At 59.1% G+C, this 16,831-nt stretch carries 17 protein-coding genes; 8 read left to right on the forward strand and 9 right to left on the reverse strand.

Annotated features, from left to right (window positions below; genetic code table 11):
* Positions 1–19 precede the first annotated feature (19 nt).
* On the forward strand, positions 20–409 hold the full coding sequence (locus Enr8_RS21700; protein WP_246120198.1) for a bifunctional nuclease family protein: 390 nt from the start codon (positions 20–22) through the stop codon (positions 407–409).
* A gap of 297 nt (positions 410–706) precedes the next feature.
* Complete coding sequence (locus Enr8_RS21705) at positions 707–1,648, forward strand: PQQ-binding-like beta-propeller repeat protein (RefSeq protein WP_246120199.1); 942 nt, start codon at positions 707–709, stop codon at positions 1,646–1,648.
* A gap of 240 nt (positions 1,649–1,888) precedes the next feature.
* On the opposite strand, the gene Enr8_RS21710 is transcribed toward Enr8_RS21705, so the two are convergent.
* From Enr8_RS21710 to Enr8_RS21720, 3 genes are read right to left on the reverse strand one after another with little or no spacing between them, the layout of a single operon-like run.
* Positions 1,889–3,667, reverse strand: a complete 1,779-nt coding sequence (locus tag Enr8_RS21710) for an aspartate kinase (protein WP_146435717.1) — start codon at positions 3,665–3,667, stop codon at positions 1,889–1,891.
* A gap of 56 nt (positions 3,668–3,723) precedes the next feature.
* Positions 3,724–4,926 (reverse strand): cofactor-independent phosphoglycerate mutase, encoded by a 1,203-nt coding sequence (locus Enr8_RS21715; RefSeq protein WP_146435719.1) that lies wholly within the window; start codon positions 4,924–4,926, stop codon positions 3,724–3,726.
* Between the two features lie 12 nt (positions 4,927–4,938).
* Positions 4,939–6,240, reverse strand: coding sequence for a homoserine dehydrogenase (locus Enr8_RS21720; protein WP_146435721.1), 1,302 nt, complete (start codon positions 6,238–6,240; stop codon positions 4,939–4,941).
* Positions 6,241–6,383: 143 nt separating this feature from the next.
* On the opposite strand from Enr8_RS21720, the gene Enr8_RS21725 reads away from it, so the two are divergent.
* Positions 6,384–6,713, forward strand: coding sequence for an antibiotic biosynthesis monooxygenase family protein (locus Enr8_RS21725; protein WP_146435724.1), 330 nt, complete (start codon positions 6,384–6,386; stop codon positions 6,711–6,713).
* A 45-nt stretch (positions 6,714–6,758) separates the two neighbouring features.
* Positions 6,759–7,811 carry a M42 family metallopeptidase gene (locus Enr8_RS21730; RefSeq protein WP_146435726.1) on the forward strand — a complete coding sequence of 351 codons (1,053 nt, stop codon included), beginning with the start codon at positions 6,759–6,761 and terminating at the stop codon, positions 7,809–7,811.
* A gap of 130 nt (positions 7,812–7,941) precedes the next feature.
* Here the strand turns inward: Enr8_RS21730 and Enr8_RS21735 are convergent, their stop codons facing one another.
* A complete protein-coding gene (locus Enr8_RS21735) occupies positions 7,942–9,594 on the reverse strand; it encodes a hypothetical protein (protein ID WP_146435729.1) in 1,653 nt (550 codons plus the stop codon).
* Between the two features lie 231 nt (positions 9,595–9,825).
* On the opposite strand from Enr8_RS21735, the gene Enr8_RS21740 reads away from it, so the two are divergent.
* From Enr8_RS21740 to Enr8_RS21750, 3 genes are all read left to right on the forward strand, one after another.
* Entirely contained in the window at positions 9,826–10,266 is a 441-nt protein-coding gene (locus tag Enr8_RS21740) for a thiol-disulfide oxidoreductase DCC family protein (protein ID WP_146435731.1), read from the forward strand.
* 77 nt (positions 10,267–10,343) lie between these two features.
* Complete coding sequence (locus Enr8_RS21745; RefSeq protein ID WP_146435733.1) at positions 10,344–10,778, forward strand: hypothetical protein; 435 nt, start codon at positions 10,344–10,346, stop codon at positions 10,776–10,778.
* 176 nt (positions 10,779–10,954) lie between these two features.
* Complete coding sequence (locus Enr8_RS21750; protein ID WP_146435735.1) at positions 10,955–12,325, forward strand: L-serine ammonia-lyase; 1,371 nt, start codon at positions 10,955–10,957, stop codon at positions 12,323–12,325.
* A 36-nt stretch (positions 12,326–12,361) separates the two neighbouring features.
* On the opposite strand, the gene Enr8_RS21755 is transcribed toward Enr8_RS21750, so the two are convergent.
* The 4 genes from Enr8_RS21755 to Enr8_RS21770 all read right to left on the reverse strand — a co-directional run bounded on the left by Enr8_RS21755 (position 12,362) and on the right by Enr8_RS21770 (position 15,683).
* A complete protein-coding gene (locus Enr8_RS21755; protein WP_146435737.1) occupies positions 12,362–12,907 on the reverse strand; it encodes a flavodoxin in 546 nt (181 codons plus the stop codon).
* 136 nt (positions 12,908–13,043) lie between these two features.
* A complete protein-coding gene (locus Enr8_RS21760; RefSeq protein WP_146435739.1) occupies positions 13,044–13,769 on the reverse strand; it encodes a tetratricopeptide repeat protein in 726 nt (241 codons plus the stop codon).
* 53 nt (positions 13,770–13,822) lie between these two features.
* On the reverse strand, positions 13,823–14,581 hold the full coding sequence (locus Enr8_RS21765; protein ID WP_186767787.1) for a tetratricopeptide repeat protein: 759 nt from the start codon (positions 14,579–14,581) through the stop codon (positions 13,823–13,825).
* A 376-nt stretch (positions 14,582–14,957) separates the two neighbouring features.
* On the reverse strand, positions 14,958–15,683 hold the full coding sequence (locus Enr8_RS21770; protein WP_146435743.1) for a DUF2071 domain-containing protein: 726 nt from the start codon (positions 15,681–15,683) through the stop codon (positions 14,958–14,960).
* Positions 15,684–15,776: 93 nt separating this feature from the next.
* Between Enr8_RS21770 and Enr8_RS21775 the strand changes: the two genes are divergently transcribed.
* The gene (locus tag Enr8_RS21775) at positions 15,777–16,406 is read left to right on the forward strand and encodes a hypothetical protein (protein WP_146435745.1); all 630 of its coding nucleotides are present in this window, start codon (positions 15,777–15,779) and stop codon (positions 16,404–16,406) included.
* 16 nt (positions 16,407–16,422) lie between these two features.
* On the opposite strand, the gene Enr8_RS21780 is transcribed toward Enr8_RS21775, so the two are convergent.
* Positions 16,423–16,830, reverse strand: coding sequence for a hypothetical protein (locus Enr8_RS21780; RefSeq protein ID WP_146435747.1), 408 nt, complete (start codon positions 16,828–16,830; stop codon positions 16,423–16,425).
* Position 16,831: the final 1 nt, after the last annotated feature.

Raw genomic sequence — 16,831 nt, forward strand, 5'->3', positions numbered from 1 at the left:
ATCATCTATGCCGGTCCAAATGGAACTCTCGCGTATTATCATCAGCGAGATCAACGATCAGCAGGTTATCTACCTGAAGGAAGTCGATGGTGATCGTCAGTTTCCGATCATGATCGGTATCTTCGAAGCGACCAGCATTCACCGCCGCGTGAAAGACTTCGCCTCGCCCCGCCCGCTGACGCACGACCTGATCTGCAACATCATCGAGCAGATGGGAGGCGAACTCGACAGCATTGTGATCTGCGATTTGAACCAGGGAACCTACTTCGCCAACCTGCGGATTAAGCGGGATGGCGAGTTGATCGAAATCGACGCCCGCCCGTCCGACGCGATCGCCATCGCGGTGACGAATCAGCCGAACCTGCCAATCTACGTCGAAGAGCACGTCCTGGACGAATCGGCGAACTAGCTTTCAAGGGTAGGGCAGGCCGTGCCTGCCGTCTTCTTCGCTTGCAACCGTATTGTTGGGCCAGCGCTGCGCTGCACCCAGCCTACAGCTTGCGGGCGTCACTGGTCTTCGGACCTATCCATTCGGCAGGCACGGCCTGCCCTACGATTAACTTACAGCTTGCGGGCGACGGAACTACGGGTAATCGCGAAACTATCCTTTGCCAAATGTTGAAGTTTGGCGGTTGGGTTGCCTGGCGACGTCAGGGTACTACGATGACGATTGGTACCCGTCCCCCCATCTCTGGAGTTCCCACTCATGCCGCGTCTTCTGGTTTCGCTGCTGTTGGCAGCCGCTTTTTCTCTTCCCGCCTATGCCGGCCATCGTCTTGTCACCCAGGGCAACGGCAAGCTGGCGATCGTCGACGCCGACGGCAAGGTCGAGTGGGAAATGCCGTTTGGCGGAATCCATGACATTCACGTTGGCGACGATGGTCACATCTTCGTTCAACAGGGAATGAAGAAGATTGTCGAGATCGATCCCGCCACCAAGAAGATCGTCTGGTCGTACGATTGTGCGAACGAAAACGGTAACGCCGGTAAGCCGATCGAGGTTCACGCGTTCCAGCCGCTGGAAGACGGCAAGATGATGATCGCCGAGTCGGGCATCGGCCGTATCATCGAAATCGACCGCGACGGCAAACTGCTGAAAGAAATGAAGCTGGTCGTCGATCATCCGCATCCGCACCGCGACACCCGTCTGGTTCGCAAGCTGGACAACGGCAACTACCTGGTCTGTCACGAAGGAGATGGCAAAGTTCGTGAGTATGACGGCGAAAGCGGCGACATTGTTTGGGAATATGAAGTTCCGCTGTTCGACAAGAAGCCGAATGGCGACCATGGCGCCGCAGGTTGGGGCAATCAATGCTTCGCCGCCGTCCGTCTGAAGAATGGCAACACGCTGATCGCGACTGGCAATGGTCACAGCGTCATCGAAGTCGATCACAACAAAGAAATCGTCTGGAAGCTAGAACAAAAAGAATTGCCCGGGATTACGCTCGCGTGGGTCACAACGCTGGAAGTGTTGCCCAACGGCAACTACGTGATCGGCAACTGCCACGCCGGCCCGGGACAACCGCTGTTGGTTGAAATTGAACCGAAGGCGAAGAAGGTCGTCTGGACGTTCGACCAATACGATCGGTTCGGCAACTCGGTTCCGAACTCGCAGCTGTTGGATGTTGAGGGGGAAGTGATTCGCTAACGATTGCGATCACCAAAAAACGAGAAAGGGAAGCGAGATTGCTCGCTTCCCTTTTTTTGTGCGATGTTCGCTGCGCGAAGACTAGAGCGGTTTTCTTCAATCTGTATCGTTCTGGCTGGTTGCGGCCGCGCTGGTCGGCGTTGACCTGCATCGACGAATCTTGAGGATTCGCCTGCTTCGGTCGCCTTGACCAGCTTGCCTCACCAACGCCAGAAACGCTACGGCTATCAGAAAAACGCTCTAATCAAGCAGCACGTCGGCGAACGCCTTGTTCAATACGTCCAAGCCGGCCTGGCCCTGCTTGCCTTCGACGATCACGTTAACCATCACTTCCGAGGTGTTGATCAACTCGACATTGATGCCGGCGTCGCTTAGCGCGCGGAACATCCGAATGCCGACGCCGGTATGGCTGCGAAGGCCGATGCCGGAGACCGACAGTTTGGCGGCGTCCGCTTTGCACAGGATCTCTTCGGCGCCAAGCTCATCGCCGATCCGCTTGGCGACCACCAAGGCTTGTTCGCTGTCCGATTTCGGAACGGTCAAGCTCAGGTTCGCCGCGTCTCCGCGGCCGACGTTCTGGACGATCATATCGACCAGAATCCCTTCCGCTGCGATCGCCTCGAAAACTCGCGCCGCGATGCCGGGATGATCGGGAACTCGTCGCAGGGCGATAACCGATTGCGAGTCGTCCAATACAATGCTGTCGATCGTCAGGTCTTCCATCGTCCGGAGGCGAGAGACCACTTCGGCGGCGTCATGCTCGCGCTCCCGTGAGACGGCGGCAACCGACTCCGGCGCGTCGTCCGGAGTGACGTCGAGCAGGAAGCCCGAGTGAACCGCCGCCAACGCTCGCTGGGCGTCTTCGCGGGCGACCAGCACCGAGATCTTGATCTCGCTCGTGGTGATCATCTGGATGTTGATTTTGTTGTCGGCCAAGACGCGGAACATCTTATCGGCGACGCCCGATTGCTCGGCCATGCCAAGCCCGACGACCGAGATCTTCGAGACTTCCTCGTCATGGCGGACGTTCTCGTACTTGAGAATGTCGGAGGCGCTGCGGACGGCGTCGAGCGTCTGCTCCAATTCGTCACGCGGCACCGTGAACGAGATGTTTGCGCGGCCATCGGCGCCAATGTCTTGCACGATCATGTCGACTGAAATCGCCTTCGACGCGATGCTGTGGAACAGCTCGTGCGAGATTCCGGGGACATCTGGAACGCCTTCGATCGTCACGCGAGCTTCGTTCTTAGTCATCGCGGCGCCGCCGACTGGCCGGGTATTCGACTCGGGCTGGTCGACGATCATCGTGCCGGTGATGTCGCTGAAGCTGCTGCGGACATGAATCGGCACGCCGAATTTTTTGGCGAACTCGACCGAGCGGCTGTGCATGACGCCGGCGCCAAGACTGGCTAGTTCGAGCATTTCGTCGTAGCTGATCTGCAGTACGCGACGGGCTTCGGCCAGCAGTCGCGGGTCGGTCGTGTAGACGCCGTCAACGTCGGTGTAGATTTCGCACGCGTCGGCGTCGAGCACCGCGGCCAGCGCCACCGCGGTCGTATCGCTGCCGCCACGACCCAGGGTGGTGATGTTCAAGTTTTCGTCGATGCCCTGGAAGCCGGCGGCGATGACGATGTTGCCGGCGTCGAGCAGTTCTTTGACCCGCTCGGTTTCGATCGAGATGATCCGGGCTTTGGTGTGGGTGCTGTCGGTTTTGATGCCGATCTGGGCCCCGGTCAAGCTGACCGCTTTGGCGCCCAGCGAATGGATCGCCATCGCCATTAGCGCGACGCTCACCTGTTCGCCGGTCGAGAGGAGCATGTCCATCTCGCGGGCCGGGGGGTGATCGTTGATCTGGCGAGCCAGGTCGACCAGCACGTCGGTATTCTTGCCCATCGCGCTGACCACCATCACAACCTGGTGACCTTGTTTTTGAGCGCGGATCGCCTTCCGGGCGGCGGCGACAATTTTCTCACAATCGGCGACGCTGGTGCCGCCAAACTTTTGAACAATCAGTGACATAGAGTGTTTTTTCTGCCTTTTGGCAAAGAGCTGCAGTTGGGGCGGCAGTGGCGCGACTAGCTGTCGAGAAAATGGCGCATCATGCGCCAGCCATCGTCAAACGACAGCGCGGATCGTCCAGCGTTTTCTTCGTCGTAGGTCGCGTACTGATCGGCGGTGACGCCGGTACCGCAAATCGTCAGCGGCACAAAGCCGTGACTGTGAGTCTTGGTCCGCACCGGCGTGGGGTGATCGGGCGTGACCAAGATCCGATAATCACCCTGCTTCTGTAGGGCCTCGTGAAGGGGGCCGACGATGTGGCGATCGATTTCTTCGAGCGCCTTGATCTTGGCGTCGGCGCGTCCTTCGTGCGAAGCTTCGTCGGGAGCTTCGACATGGACGCAAATGATGTCGGTTGTCGGAATCGCGTCGATCGCATACTTGCCTTTGGCGGCATAGTCGGTATCGATGTAGCCGGTAGCGCCGGGAACTTCAATCCGGTCCCATCCAACCAGCGCCGCCAAGCCGCGGAGCAAGTCGACCGCGGTGATCATCTTGCCGCTCTTACCGTAAACCTCTTGGAACGATTTCAGTGCCGGACGCTTGCCGATGCCCCAGAGCCAGACGTTGGTCGCCGGCAGTTTGCCTGCGGCGATCCGCTTCTTGTTGACCGGGTGATCGGCGAAGATCTCGACAGTGCGGCTCATCAGTTCGACCAGCAGGTCGCTGCCCGGACCGCGGGGATAGTCATCCGCGACCGAGTTGTCGGTCAAGTCGTGCGGGGGCGTGGCGCGGGTATCTTGCGAGAAAGGCGCCGGCGTTTTTTCGCCGCGGTAGAGCAGCAAATTGCGGTAGCTGACGCCGGGGACGAACTCGAGCAACTCGCTGCCCAGTTCCTCTTGCGCCGCCTTCAGCAGTTCGGCAGCTTCTTCGCTGGAGATATGACCGGCGGTGAAGCTCTTCATCGTCTGGTCTTGAATGCAGACCAGGTTGCAGCGAATCGCCCAATCTTCGGGAGCAAGCTGAATGCCTTGCGCAGCGGCTTCCAGCGGAGCGCGGCCGGTGAAGTATTCGTTCGGGTTGTAACCGAGCAGGCTGAGGTTCGCCACGTCGCTACCAGCCGGCAGGTGCTCTGGCACATTGTTGGCGCGGCCGACCGTACCGGCCGCGGCGATAGCGTCCATGTTGGGCGTGTTGGCGGCGGCCAGCGGGGTTTTGCCGCCGAGCGACTCTTGGGGTTCGTCCGCGCAACCGTCCGGAATGATGATGGCGTATTTCATCGGTAGCTCGCTTTAGTCTTGAACGCGAAGTTTACGGTTGCCGGCTCGCACGCTTTCGAGCCGAACGATTTCGTCGAGCGCGGCGTCTGCGTCGCCATCGGTCGCGGTGTGGGTCATGATGATCAGCGAGACGACGGCGTTGTCCCCTTCGACGTCCGGCGCGTGCTGAATGACCGACGCAATCGAGATGTTGTGCGTGCCGAGAATCGCCGCAATTTCGGCCATCACGCCCGGGCGATCGTCGACCAGGAACCGGAAGTAATAGCGACCGATAATATCGGCCGGTGGGCAAAGCGCCACGTCCGGGTTGTGACTGGAGAACAGCTTCAGCGTGCGGAAGGTAAGCTCGGTGCGACCGACCGCCGTGTCGATCATGTCCGCCACCACCGACGAGGCGGTCGGCTTTTGCCCGGCGCCCAATCCGTGGTACAGCAAGTCGCCGACCTGATCGCCGGTCACTTTGATGGCATTGTAGGCGCCGCGGACTTCGGCCAGCGGGCGACCGATCTTGACCAGCGTCGGCGAGACGTGCAGTTCCAGCCCGTTGTCGGTCATGCGGGCGACCGCCAGCAGTTTGACGCGGTAGCCTAGCTCTTTGGCGAACTGCAAATCGATCGGATCGAGCGAGTCGATGCCGACGCGGGGGATTTCTTTCCAGTCGATTGAAGCGCCAAAGGCGATGTGCGCCAGAATCGCCAGTTTTTGAGCGGCGTCTGATCCGTCGACGTCCATCGTCGGGTCGGCTTCGGCGTAACCGCGGACTTGCGCTTCGCGAACGGCGTCGTTGTAGTCGTTGCCGTCTTCCTCCATCTTCGACACGATGAAGTTGCTGGTGCCGTTCAAGATGCCGACCAGCGAAGTGACTTGGTTGGCGGTCAGGCACTGCGTCAGGTTGGTGATGATCGGGATGCCGCCGGCGACGGCCGCGTCAAACGCAATCGAACGGCCCAGTTCGTGCGCGCGGCTGAACAGCTCTGGCCCATGCTCGGCGACGAGCGCCTTGTTGGCGGTGACGATGTCTTTACCCGCTTCGAGCAGTCGCAACATCGTGGTGCGAGCCTCATCGACGCCACCCATCAATTGGGCGACGACTTTGATCTCGGGATCGTTGATGATCTCGTTCAGATCGTCGGTCAGCACGCCATCGGGCAGTTGGCAATCGCGATCCCGCGATAGATCGCGGACAACCGCTTTTTCTAGCCAGAGCGTCGCACCTGCATTTTTCGCGGTGCGATCGCCGTGGTCGAGTAGAATGCGCGCTACGCCGGCGCCTACAGTGCCGACGCCGACAATGGCGACCTTCGTTTTTGGCATGGCGAAACGATCTACTCCCCAGGCGGACTACGATATCGAAGCGAATCATTCATCGTAGATGCCCGCAGCGGCGGTCGTCAACCGGGCTAAAGTTGTTATAGGGTAAAGGTTTCGGGGGCCTAAGCACGGAAATGGGGAGCGGTATGACGCAGCTTGATAATCCCCCTTACTATGCGGTGATCTTTACCAGTCAGCGGACCAATCAAGATCGGCCGGGCTATCTGGCCGCCGCCGAGCGAATGGAGGAACTGGCGCAGCTGCAAGCCGGCTTTCTGGGGATCGAGTCGGTCCGCGACGTCGACGGCTTCGGCATCACCGTTTCTTATTGGAGTGATCTGGCCGCAATCGACGCTTGGAAGAACCAGATCGACCATTTGGGAGTCCAGCAGCTGGGGCGAAAACGGTGGTACGAAAGCTACCGGCTGCAGGTGGCCAAGGTAGAGCGTGCTGTTGAGTTTCCGCCCAGCCGTTAAGATAGAGCCTTTCAGCCCACTCGTTTTTTGTCTGCAAAGGACGCCATGGAATCTGCGCCGCTCGAATTCTTTAAGCGTTTGCTCGATACTCCCAGCCCCTCCGGCTACGAAAAACCGGTCCAGGATCTGGTTCGCGAATATCTGAAACCGATCGCCGATTCGGTCGAGACTGACCTGCACGGCAATGTGATTGGGGCGAAAAACGCCTCGGCGCCGCTGCGGTTGATGTACGCCGGTCACTGCGATCAGATCGGCATGCTGGTCTCGCAGATCGACGAAATGGGCTTTATTTACGCCCAGACGATCGGCGGCTGGGATCCGCAGCAGCTGATTGGTCAGCGGATGGTGATCTGGGCGTCGAACGGACCGATTCCGGCGGTGATTGCCCGCAAGCCGATCCACCTGCTCAACGACGAAGAGCGCAAGACGGTCGTCCAGACTAAGGACTTGTGGCTCGACATCGGCGCGAAGGATCAGGCCGAAGCGAAAGCGCTGGTCCGGATCGGCGACCCGGTGACGCTGAAGCTGGGCTTTGAAGAAATGCGAAACGGTCTGGCCAACGCTCCGAAGATGGACAACACCACCGGTTTGTGGGTCGTGCTCGAGGCGCTGCGTCGCGCCGGCAAGTTGAACTGTGCTCTGTACAGCGTTTCGACCGTTCAGGAAGAAATCGGCCTTCGCGGCGCCAAGACGAGCGCCCATGGCATCAATCCGCATGTTGGTATCGGCGTCGACGTGACCCACGCGACCGATTGCCCGACGATCGACAAGCGGCAGAATGGCGAAGTCGATCTGGGGAAAGGCCCGGTCATCTATCGCGGTCCGAACATGAACCCGAAGGTGGTCGACCTGCTGATCGAAGCGGCCGAATCGCACAAGATTCCGTATCAGCTGTCGGCGCTGGGCAAGCCGGCCTCGAACGACTCCAACGCCCTGCAGATGGCCCAAGCGGGCGTTGCCGCCGGTTGCGTTTCGATCCCGAATCGTTACATGCACAGTGCGGTCGAAGTTTGCTCGCTCGAGGACATCGACAACGCCGCCACGCTGCTGGCGCGGTTCGCCGAAATGATCGAAGCCGATCACGACTTCCGCCCGTAGGGGATACGCCCTTAACGCAGGCTAACCACTTGGTTTGTTCAGCAGCGCCACCCGTTAAAGAGAGTCAAGAAGCAGAGCAGGGCGTCCCAATCGGGACGCCCTATTTTTTTTCACCCATTCAACCTTGCCGTTACTCGCCGTCGCGAATCAGGTCGAAGTATTGTTGGGCGTTTTTCTCGTGATCGCGGGAGAGACGTTTTTCGACGATCGCGTCGGCGTCGTCGGACGAACCGGCCGACATCGCTTCTTTGATTTCGATCAGCGTTTTGCCCGCCATGTTCTTGCCATCGATGTAGTCGACGATCACGCCCTTGCCCTTCTTGGGGGCGGCGCGAACTTGTGAGTCGTAGAAGCCGGTGTCGGTTTCCTCTTCGGGACGTTCGCCCTGACCTCGTCCTTCGCCCATGCCGTTGCCGGGACGCTGACCTTGCTGCATCCCCATCTGACCCATTTGCCCCATACCTTCGCCCTGGCAGGCTTCGCACATCGCTTCTTTGGCGGCCATCATCTGGTCCATCGCCTCGTCCATCATTTCGAGCTGGTCCATCTGACCTTGCAGATCTTCCAGTTGCTGCTGCATCTGGCTGAGCTGTTGCTGCGCTTCCTGCATGTTGCCGTTTTGCATTTGCTGGGCCGCTTCACCCATTTGTTGGGCCATCTGATTCATCCGCTGCGTTTGCTCGTCTTGCATCTCAAGTTCGTCGAGCTGTTGCTGCAGCTTGTTGGCCGCCGCTTGGTCGCCAGCCGCTTTGGCTTGTTCGATCTGCTTCTTCAGATCTTCCTTCGCTTGTGCTTGGGCGTCGGCCATTTGTTTCATCTTGTCGGCCATTTCCTGCAGTTGTTTGCCTAGTTGCTGTTGCTCTTCTTTCGAGAGCTCGCCGTTGGCCATCTTCTGCTGCAGCTTCTTCATCTCTTCGACCGCCTTCTTCAGGTCGCCATCTTTGAGGGCGTCGGCGATCTTGTCGGCTGGGCCTTTGGAGAGGTTCTTCAGAGCTTCCAGTTTGTCTTTCAACGCTTCGGACATGCCAAGCTCTTTCACTTTGTCTTTTAGCGCCTTGGCCAGATCGTTTAGTTCCAGCAAGGTCTTCTTCTGGTCGCCATCTTTCTTCTTGGCGATCTTTTCGGTCCCTTCTTCCAGCTTTTTGAACAGCTCGGAAGCTTCGGTCAGGCCTTTTTCTTCCGCTTCTTTACGGCGCTCTTCCAGCTTCTTCTTCAACTCTTCGGTCGTCGTTTTGACGATCTTCTTCTCTTGATCGACGTTGCTGGCGACCGCCTGGCCGGCATTGGGATCAGGCTGCGCGTCAGGGACGAACACCGCGACCAAAAAGGCGACCGCAGCGACCAAGACCGGCAGCAGACCTTTCCACGAAGCGTGGATCGGAAACTTCTCTCGCACGTCGAGCCGTTCGACGCGCCGAACGGCGTCCGACACGAGCGCTTTGCCAAACTCCGATTCGAGCGACTCTTGGTCGAGCGTCAGAGAACTGGAGACGCGCTCTCGCAAGCCGTAGCGAAGGTCGATTTCGATCGCCGCTTCCAGCGAGTTGCGGCGGACGACGTAGGTCCAGATAATGGCCCCGATCACGCCAACCACGGCGGCGCCGGCCAGCCAACTCCACTTCCAGATTTCGCCATCGACGCCGATCGCCCAGATCTTGGGAATCGCCAAAGCGACCGCCGCCGCCAGGTAGGCGAACAGCAACGACCAGACGAGCCGCTCGAGAAACTGCTGAGCGTTCAGACGCCGGCGCGCGGCGCCGATCTGTTGTTGCAACTTGTCCATCGAAGGGTCCTTTGGCGGAAAACCAGAAGAAAAGGGGCTCTTGCTCGTAATTCGTGCCAGAAAGCTCCATCTAAGAAGTGTACCGAAATTCGCCCCGACTTATCCACCGAAATGGCGAAAATTCGTTGCGGAGCCGCGCCTGGCGCGGTTCTTAGCTTGGGAAGCTGCTGACAGTAAGTTAGACTCCCAAGCGGCGGGGTTTGTTTCCTCCAATTCGCAAGTGATCCCGGAATGTTAGCGACCGACAAGAAAACCGAACGCCCGTTGGCTAGCCCCAGCCAGGCCCCTGGTCGCGATGTGCTGATCTATGACGGCCATTGCCGGTTTTGCACCGCCAGCGTCCGTTGGGTCGACTTTTTGGGGGGCAAGGGGCGTCTTTCTTACCTTTCGCTGCACGATTCTAAGGTGGCGGACTACGCCGCCGACCTAAGCTACGACCAGCTGATGGAAGAGATGCTGGTGGTCGAGCCCGATGGGACTCGACACGGCGGAGCGGCCGCGTTTCGGTACCTAACCAGGAAGCTTCCCCCTCTGTGGTTGGCAGCTCCGCTGCTGCATATTCCCTACAGCCTTCCCATTTGGTCTTTCTTCTATCGGCAATTTGCACGAATCCGGTACCGATTTGGCAGGAATCAATGCGACGGGGATTCTTGCAAGATACATTTCGACTAGTTCACTGAACTGGCCAGCACCGATCTTATCTGAATAACCGTTCCAGTCCGGAACAGGGCAGTCAAGGAGCCGACTTCATGTTCGATTTTCGCTCGCGCGATCACGACGATCTGCCCGTGCGTGCACATCGCATGGGAACCGAACTCGCCTTGGTAGAAAACCATGGCGCCTGGCAAATGTCGATCCAACGTCGACTTTCTGGGACGACCATTCGTCGCCACGTATATAGCGTACAACTGGTCGGTCACGAGTCGTGTCTGCGTGAGTTTCTGACCGGTTTTACGTCGCTATCCAGCGCCAGAAACGCTGCCCTCGACAAGATTGAGAAGTTGGAAGACAAGTACTACAAGACGGTCTCGGTCGAAGACGATTTCACGCCGCTGCCCGATATGGCCAGCACTCTGAAGAAGCAAAAGGAAATCAAGAAGGTCGCCGGCATGAAGCAGCGGCTCAGCGAAGCGAAACGTCGCCGCAAAGGTGGCGGCGAGCAGGCCGTCAGCGACGAGGCGTAAATCGGCAGATTTCGCATTTTGTCGCTTTTTTACGTTCCCGGCGCGATTTTGACAGACTTTCGCCGCGGCATCTATCAACGTCCACCAACTTTCGTCAGATTGGTAGTGTGCGCGCTCCGCCCTGAATTAGGGTAAGGGGCGCAAGCCACTGCCAGAGGAAAGCGAGTCGGGCGAATATGATCAGCGTTTTCGAGCTATTCACCATCGGAATCGGGCCTTCCAGTTCTCACTCGGTAGGTCCGATGCGCGCCGCGCATCGTTTTCTGGCCGATCTCGCCGCCGCCGGACAGTTGGACAGGGTCGCCCGCGTGCAGGCCGAACTCTACGGTTCTCTAGCTCTGACCGGCATCGGCCACGGAACCGACAAAGCGGTCTTGGTTGGCTTGGCCGGCGAAACGCCCGAAGCGGTCGATCCCGACTCGATCGTGCCGACGGCCGAAAGCATCGAGTCGACCAAGAAACTGAATCTGGCTGGCCAGCGCGAGATCCCCTTCGACTGCGAAACCGACCTGCTGTTCCATCGCCGTAAGTCGCTGCCGGCACATCCCAACGGATTGAAGTTCGCCGCGTTTGACGCCGGCGGAGTCGTCCTACAAGAGACCGCTTACTATTCGATTGGCGGGGGTTTTGTCGTCTCGGAAGAGGAACTGGCCCAAGGCCCGCCGGTCGATGCCGTCGCGTTCCCGTATCCCTTTGAAAAAGCGGCCGACCTGCTACGGATCTCGGAGGAGACCGGACTCTCGTTCAGCGGCATCATGCTGCAGAACGAAAAGGCGCGGCGCAGCGAAGAGGAAGTTCGCGCCGGCTTGAAGAAAATCTGGGAAGCGATGCAGGCCTGCGTCGAGAAAGGGCTCTCGACCGACGGCGTCCTTCCCGGCGGTTTGAAGATTAAACGCCGCGCTCGCGGATTTGCACAGGAACTAATGAAGCGGTACGGTGGCGCGAACGATCCGCTGTCGGTGCTCGACTGGGTCAACGCCTTTGCGATGGCGGTCAATGAAGAGAACGCCGCCGGCGGCCGAGTCGTCACGGCGCCCACCAACGGCGCGGCGGGAATCATTCCGGCGGTTCTGCATTACTATGCCCGGTTTTGTCCGCAGGCCAGCGAGGATGGCGTCATCCGCTTTTTGTTGACCGCGGCGGCGATCGCGACCCTGTACAAGAAAAACGCTTCGATCTCTGGCGCCGAAGTTGGTTGCCAAGGCGAGGTGGGCGTCGCCTGTTCGATGGCGGCCGCCGCATTGACTGAAGTGCTGGGAGGGACGCCGCAGCAAGTTGAACAAGCGGCCGAGATTGGCATGGAGCACAACCTGGGTTTGACCTGCGATCCAATCGGCGGCCTGGTGCAAGCGCCGTGCATCGAACGAAACGCGATGGGCGCTACGAAGGCGATCAACGCATCGCGACTGGCGCTCCGCGGCGACGGCACGCATCATGTGTCGCTCGACCGCGTGATCAACGTCATGCGCCGCACTGGGGCCGACATGTCGAAGAAGTACAAGGAAACGTCCCGCGGCGGTTTGGCGGTGAATTGGACCGAATGCTAGGCAGCCAGTTCATGGGCTAACCACTGGTTTTGATTCTCAACCTGCGTCAGCAAGGTCCTGCAGGTCAAGCAACCCAATCTCCTGCAGAACCTGGACCAACCAACCGCGAATTCGCTCTTCGGTCAGCTCCGGTTCGTTGTCTTCGTCCAGGCCAAGTCCGACGAAATGCTCGTCGTCGTACATTGCCTGCGACTCGTCAAACTGATAGCCGGCGGTTGGCCAGACGCCGACTAGTTGGGCGCCCCGTTTCTCGATCGCTTCCCATAGCTGGCCCATTGCGTCGAGGAAGTTGTAGGGATAACCGTACGCGTCTCCCATCGCGAATAGGCCCACCTTCTTGCCGGTCAGATCAAGGTCGCCCAGCTTCTTCAAAAACGCGTACCAGTCGTCTTGCATGTCGCCGATGTTCCAGGTCGAGACGCCCAGCAGCAGCACGTCATACTCGGCCAACTGTTGCGGTTCGCTCAGCGCGACGTCACCGATATGCGCAAGCAGGCCGCCTAGTTCTTCGGCCAATTTGTTCGCGGCCAGTTCAGTGTTGCCGGTCGTCGATCCGTAAAAGATCGCAAGTTTCGAGCTCATGGGATTCACTCCGGGGAAAGCATGTGAGGTAAGAGACGCAGCGCAATGGAGGTTCGACCTCAGACGTAGGTTGGGTGCAGCGCAGCGCTGGCCCAACAATGCGGTTGCAACGGAAAGGTGAGAGAAAGACGCCGCTCTACTCGCTGGCGATTTCCACCAGCCGGCAGCGGCAGTAGGCGGCTCGCTCGCGGTCGTCGAACAGTTCGAACAGCTCGACCAACCGGGCGACGCAGCAGGCGCAATCGACCGAGTACATCTCGTCGTTTGAAGCGTCGGCGATCGCCAGGTACGCCTTTTCCTGCTCGTCTAGCTGCGTGTAGAGAGTCGCCAGCGACATCCGGTAGCGAAACACTCGCGGCGCCAGGTCGATCAGTCTTTCTACTAGAGGGATCGACCGCTCGGCAGGTTCGCCCCCACGCGACATGTAAAACACGACGCCGTATAGCGCGGCGTGGCTGTTGGGGTTTCGCTGGACCGCCAATTCGCAGACCCGGCGGGCCAATTCAAATTCTTGCAGTCGTCCTAGCCCTTCTGCCAGGGAAGATAAGAGGGCGGTCGGAAAGTCGCTTCGCTCGGCCAGTCGGCAGAGAATTTCGCGACCTCGATCGAGGTCGCCCGTATGGCAATAACAGTCGGCGATCGCCAACTGGGCCGCCGTCGAAAGGGACTGCAGCTGTTGCGCTGCGAGCAAGGTTTCTAGACCTGCAGGGAAGGCGCCCTGCATCTGCAGGATCACCCCTTTTAGTTCTAAGGCGTCGGCGCCAACGTCTCCGGCGGCCAGCACCGCTTCGACATGTCGCAGGGCCTCGGGCAGCAAACCGCGGGTGTAGCACGCCACGGCGCGTTGCAAGCGATCTTGCATCACGGCATTCTCTCCAAGCGAATCAAGTTAGCGAGCGCGAAGCGAAAGCGAGACTAGCCGTCCCCCTCTTCTTCGTCGCTCGGTCGATACGATGAGACCGTCTCGTATTCGATCTGCGCCAAGCGGGCATGGCACGCTTGGGCTCGCTCCTCTTCGCCGCAAGCCGCCAGCAGCAGTCGTAACCGCTGCAACGAAGCGACGCAGTCGAGCGACTCGACCTCGATGACTCGCAACCGACGAACGGCGTCGAGCCGTCGTCCCGCTTCGACCAACCGCTTGATCACTGCGATTTTGTAGTGGAGATTCTTTGGTTGCAGACGTTCGGCCTGCAATAGCATCGGCAGCGAGGCTTGTGGGCCAAGTCCCGAACGCTCGAGCCCCTCGGCGACCAATGTCAGCAGCCGATGGTTTTCCCGAAAGCGGCGAAGGGTCCGCAGACCCAAATCGACCGCCACTCCAATCGCGTCGACCCGCATCAGCCCGCGAACCGTATCGACCGCGTCCGCCTCGTCGAGATTCTCGATCGTGGCGAGATGCTGGTAGATGCAGTCCGCCAATTCAGGCCGCTGCGTACGGAGATAACACTCGGCCAACCGGCACTGTGCCGTCGCCGAGAGAGGCAAGAGAATCGCAGCGATTTCAAACGCTTGCGCCGCCAACGGCAAGTTGCCGAGGTCGAAATGAATCTGTCCAGCCAACTGCCAGCAACGCCCATCGGCGTCCCACTGGTCCCGAGTTTGACTCAGAACATGCAGGGCCTGGTTGGTGCGTCCCTGACGAAACAGTTCGACGGCAAGCGCGTAATAGTCCACCATTCTCTCCTTTTCGTGCCGAAGCCAGCGGTTGCGGCAGCCCGAGCAAATCAGGCGACCGCAGCGAGCCAGCCGAGTTCGCCGCACTGGGCAAATCCGGACGGTCCTTCCAGCAGGGCTGGCTCCCAGTTTCCAAAACCGGGCTGGCTGGCAGCTGAAATGATAGTGAGTCTCAATAGCTGTAATGATACCGGCGGCGGTGGATTGCGTCAACAGATTGGTGACGAGAAATGCCCAAATCAACGTATCCGCTTAGAGAGTAAAGAGTTATCTAAGGAGTCGGTGATGATGGCGGACTGATAATTAGCGTAGTAAGTTCGGGCGACCGTCCATCGGTAGCATGGTAGAGGGCTCGAACAGTCGCTTTAAGTGTGATTCAACTGGCCGAAAGCGATTCTTTCCCAATCCATTCGTGCCGGATCCCCTTCATCAACAGGGCAGAGTCAAACTCGATCGTTCCGCCGGGAAAAAGACGGCGATCGTCGAAGTAGCTCGACTCGACCCGCTCGATCCTTAGCGGCTGGACTTTCCAACCAAAGGATCGCAGCTCTAGGCCGTCGAACTCGTTCGGTTTCGTCCCGTCCGAGTAGCCAAGGCAGCCAGCCTCGAAAAAGTTGGACGCTTCTTGAAGCGACGAGAAGACGGAATTGCGCGGTAGCTCCGCCGCAATCGCTCCTTGGACTGCAATCTGGATCTGGTGATCATCGCTATGGACGTCAAGGCTGTAAGAATCATCTCGCTCGTTGACGTCGAATTGAGCGAGATGATGCACGCCTGGGAACAGTCGTCCACCCACCAGCGCGTTCAACCAAGAGGAAGTGTCTCGTCTCGGGATGTAAACGCCCTGAGAGGTTTGCCCTGCCTGATCCCATTCAACCGCAAAGCGGTGAGCGGCGTTTTCCGAGGAAATGCCACAGAAGCTGGGCAAGAATTTCGGCGTAACGTTCTTCAGCCGGATCAGGCAAATGCCTGCCATACCAAAGCCGTTTACAAGCTGCGGGCGAAACGGCGGCGGCAGCGCCTTGGCCAGCGTGTCGGGGGCGACTCGATAGTTCACCAAGATGCGCCGGTCGATTGTGCCTTGGATCGTGGGGATTTGCATGATTCTTCTCCGCTCTGGCAGACAACCGCAAATTGCCTGCGGACGTAACCGGGAAAAGCGCATCGGCGCCAGGGAACCTCTCACCGGCGGCAAATGGCCGCGATTTGCATCGCAATTTTTTGTCCGGTTTTCAAAGCAGGCGGGCAATCTATTGGCAGGAGCGGGGCTGACGCGTCGTTTGGCAAAGGTGTCGTCGGCTCGTTCGTGTTCAACATACTCCCGGTGAGAACTGCAATTGAACGGAGACCGATTATGATTCGGAGCGTGGTGATAGCGATGCTGACCCTCCTGCCCTCACTGGTTGGCGCGGAAGAATCGCAAGTAGGTCTGTCGTTGCAAACGCCGCAGCTGGGGGACGGTCAGGCTCGCGCTCTGCTCAAGCAATATCACAACTTCGCCCTGGAAACATTTCGGGGGGCATGCGCCGATTGGCTACAGTGCGGGGCGTCGTTTGATCGCGTACAGGCAAACGTCGATCGCATTTTTGATGCGCGGGCCGACCTGATGGATCCCCAAGCTTCGCGCGTCGACCTGCTGCGAGAGAAGTTAGAATGGGCGAAGCTGCTAGAGCGGCAGGCGGTTAACATCGATCAACAGCCGGCCATCGAATATCGCGTCCAGGTCGAATTCGAGCTAAAACGCGCCATCGGAAAACCAGAGGCCAAGACGGGTCTCACCTTGGCCCCATTGTTCCAGCAAATAAACTCAACCGCCACTCGTTAGACGGTCCGACGTCCAATTACGGAAGATCGAAGTTCACTTCGTTACGTCCTTCTTCCGCGACCAACGTTAACTCGGACGAGCGCGTGTCGCCGTAGTTGGCCGGGATCAGGTCTTTGGCTCGGATCATCCGGCTCGCTTCGTCGCGGATGTCGACTCCGTCTTTGTAACGGATGGCGATCTTGTACTCGCTCGGTTTGAGCAGGGGCGAGTAGCTGCCGCCTGATTCTATCTTGGCGACTTCGACCGCCGCGTCGGAGACGAAGTTCATCGAGCCGACGCCGCCCTCGAGCGGTTGTCCTTGGTGAGTGATAACCCCGTGGACATGCGCCATTCTGGCGGGCGTGCTCGAGAAGCAGCCGCCGAGTAGCGTCAGTCCCATGCAGACGACGCTCAGGCTCAGGGACCGGTTTAAGCAAAATGCCAAA

The sequence above is a fragment of the Blastopirellula retiformator genome (assembly GCF_007859755.1).
GTDB classification, from domain to species: Bacteria; Planctomycetota; Planctomycetia; order Pirellulales; family Pirellulaceae; genus Blastopirellula; species Blastopirellula retiformator.

Excerpts from the sequence above, each read along its gene's own strand:
- Enr8_RS21700 (WP_246120198.1), top strand. The coding sequence starts at position 20 with ATGGAACTCTCGCGTATTATCATCAGCGAGATCAACGATCAGCAGGTT.
- Enr8_RS21775 (WP_146435745.1), top strand. The coding sequence starts at position 15,777 with ATGGCCGCGATTTGCATCGCAATTTTTTGTCCGGTTTTCAAAGCAGGC.
- Enr8_RS21725 (WP_146435724.1), top strand. The coding sequence starts at position 6,384 with ATGACGCAGCTTGATAATCCCCCTTACTATGCGGTGATCTTTACCAGT.
- Enr8_RS21710 (WP_146435717.1), bottom strand. The coding sequence starts at position 3,667 with ATGTCACTGATTGTTCAAAAGTTTGGCGGCACCAGCGTCGCCGATTGT.
- Enr8_RS21745 (WP_146435733.1), top strand. The coding sequence starts at position 10,344 with ATGTTCGATTTTCGCTCGCGCGATCACGACGATCTGCCCGTGCGTGCA.
- Enr8_RS21770 (WP_146435743.1), bottom strand. The coding sequence starts at position 15,683 with ATGCAAATCCCCACGATCCAAGGCACAATCGACCGGCGCATCTTGGTG.
- Enr8_RS21715 (WP_146435719.1), bottom strand. The coding sequence starts at position 4,926 with ATGAAATACGCCATCATCATTCCGGACGGTTGCGCGGACGAACCCCAA.
- Enr8_RS21735 (WP_146435729.1), bottom strand. The coding sequence starts at position 9,594 with ATGGACAAGTTGCAACAACAGATCGGCGCCGCGCGCCGGCGTCTGAAC.
- Enr8_RS21750 (WP_146435735.1), top strand. The coding sequence starts at position 10,955 with ATGATCAGCGTTTTCGAGCTATTCACCATCGGAATCGGGCCTTCCAGT.
- Enr8_RS21740 (WP_146435731.1), top strand. The coding sequence starts at position 9,826 with ATGTTAGCGACCGACAAGAAAACCGAACGCCCGTTGGCTAGCCCCAGC.
- Enr8_RS21730 (WP_146435726.1), top strand. The coding sequence starts at position 6,759 with ATGGAATCTGCGCCGCTCGAATTCTTTAAGCGTTTGCTCGATACTCCC.
- Enr8_RS21705 (WP_246120199.1), top strand. The coding sequence starts at position 707 with ATGCCGCGTCTTCTGGTTTCGCTGCTGTTGGCAGCCGCTTTTTCTCTT.
- Enr8_RS21760 (WP_146435739.1), bottom strand. The coding sequence starts at position 13,769 with ATGCAAGATCGCTTGCAACGCGCCGTGGCGTGCTACACCCGCGGTTTG.
- Enr8_RS21720 (WP_146435721.1), bottom strand. The coding sequence starts at position 6,240 with ATGCCAAAAACGAAGGTCGCCATTGTCGGCGTCGGCACTGTAGGCGCC.
- Enr8_RS21755 (WP_146435737.1), bottom strand. The coding sequence starts at position 12,907 with ATGAGCTCGAAACTTGCGATCTTTTACGGATCGACGACCGGCAACACT.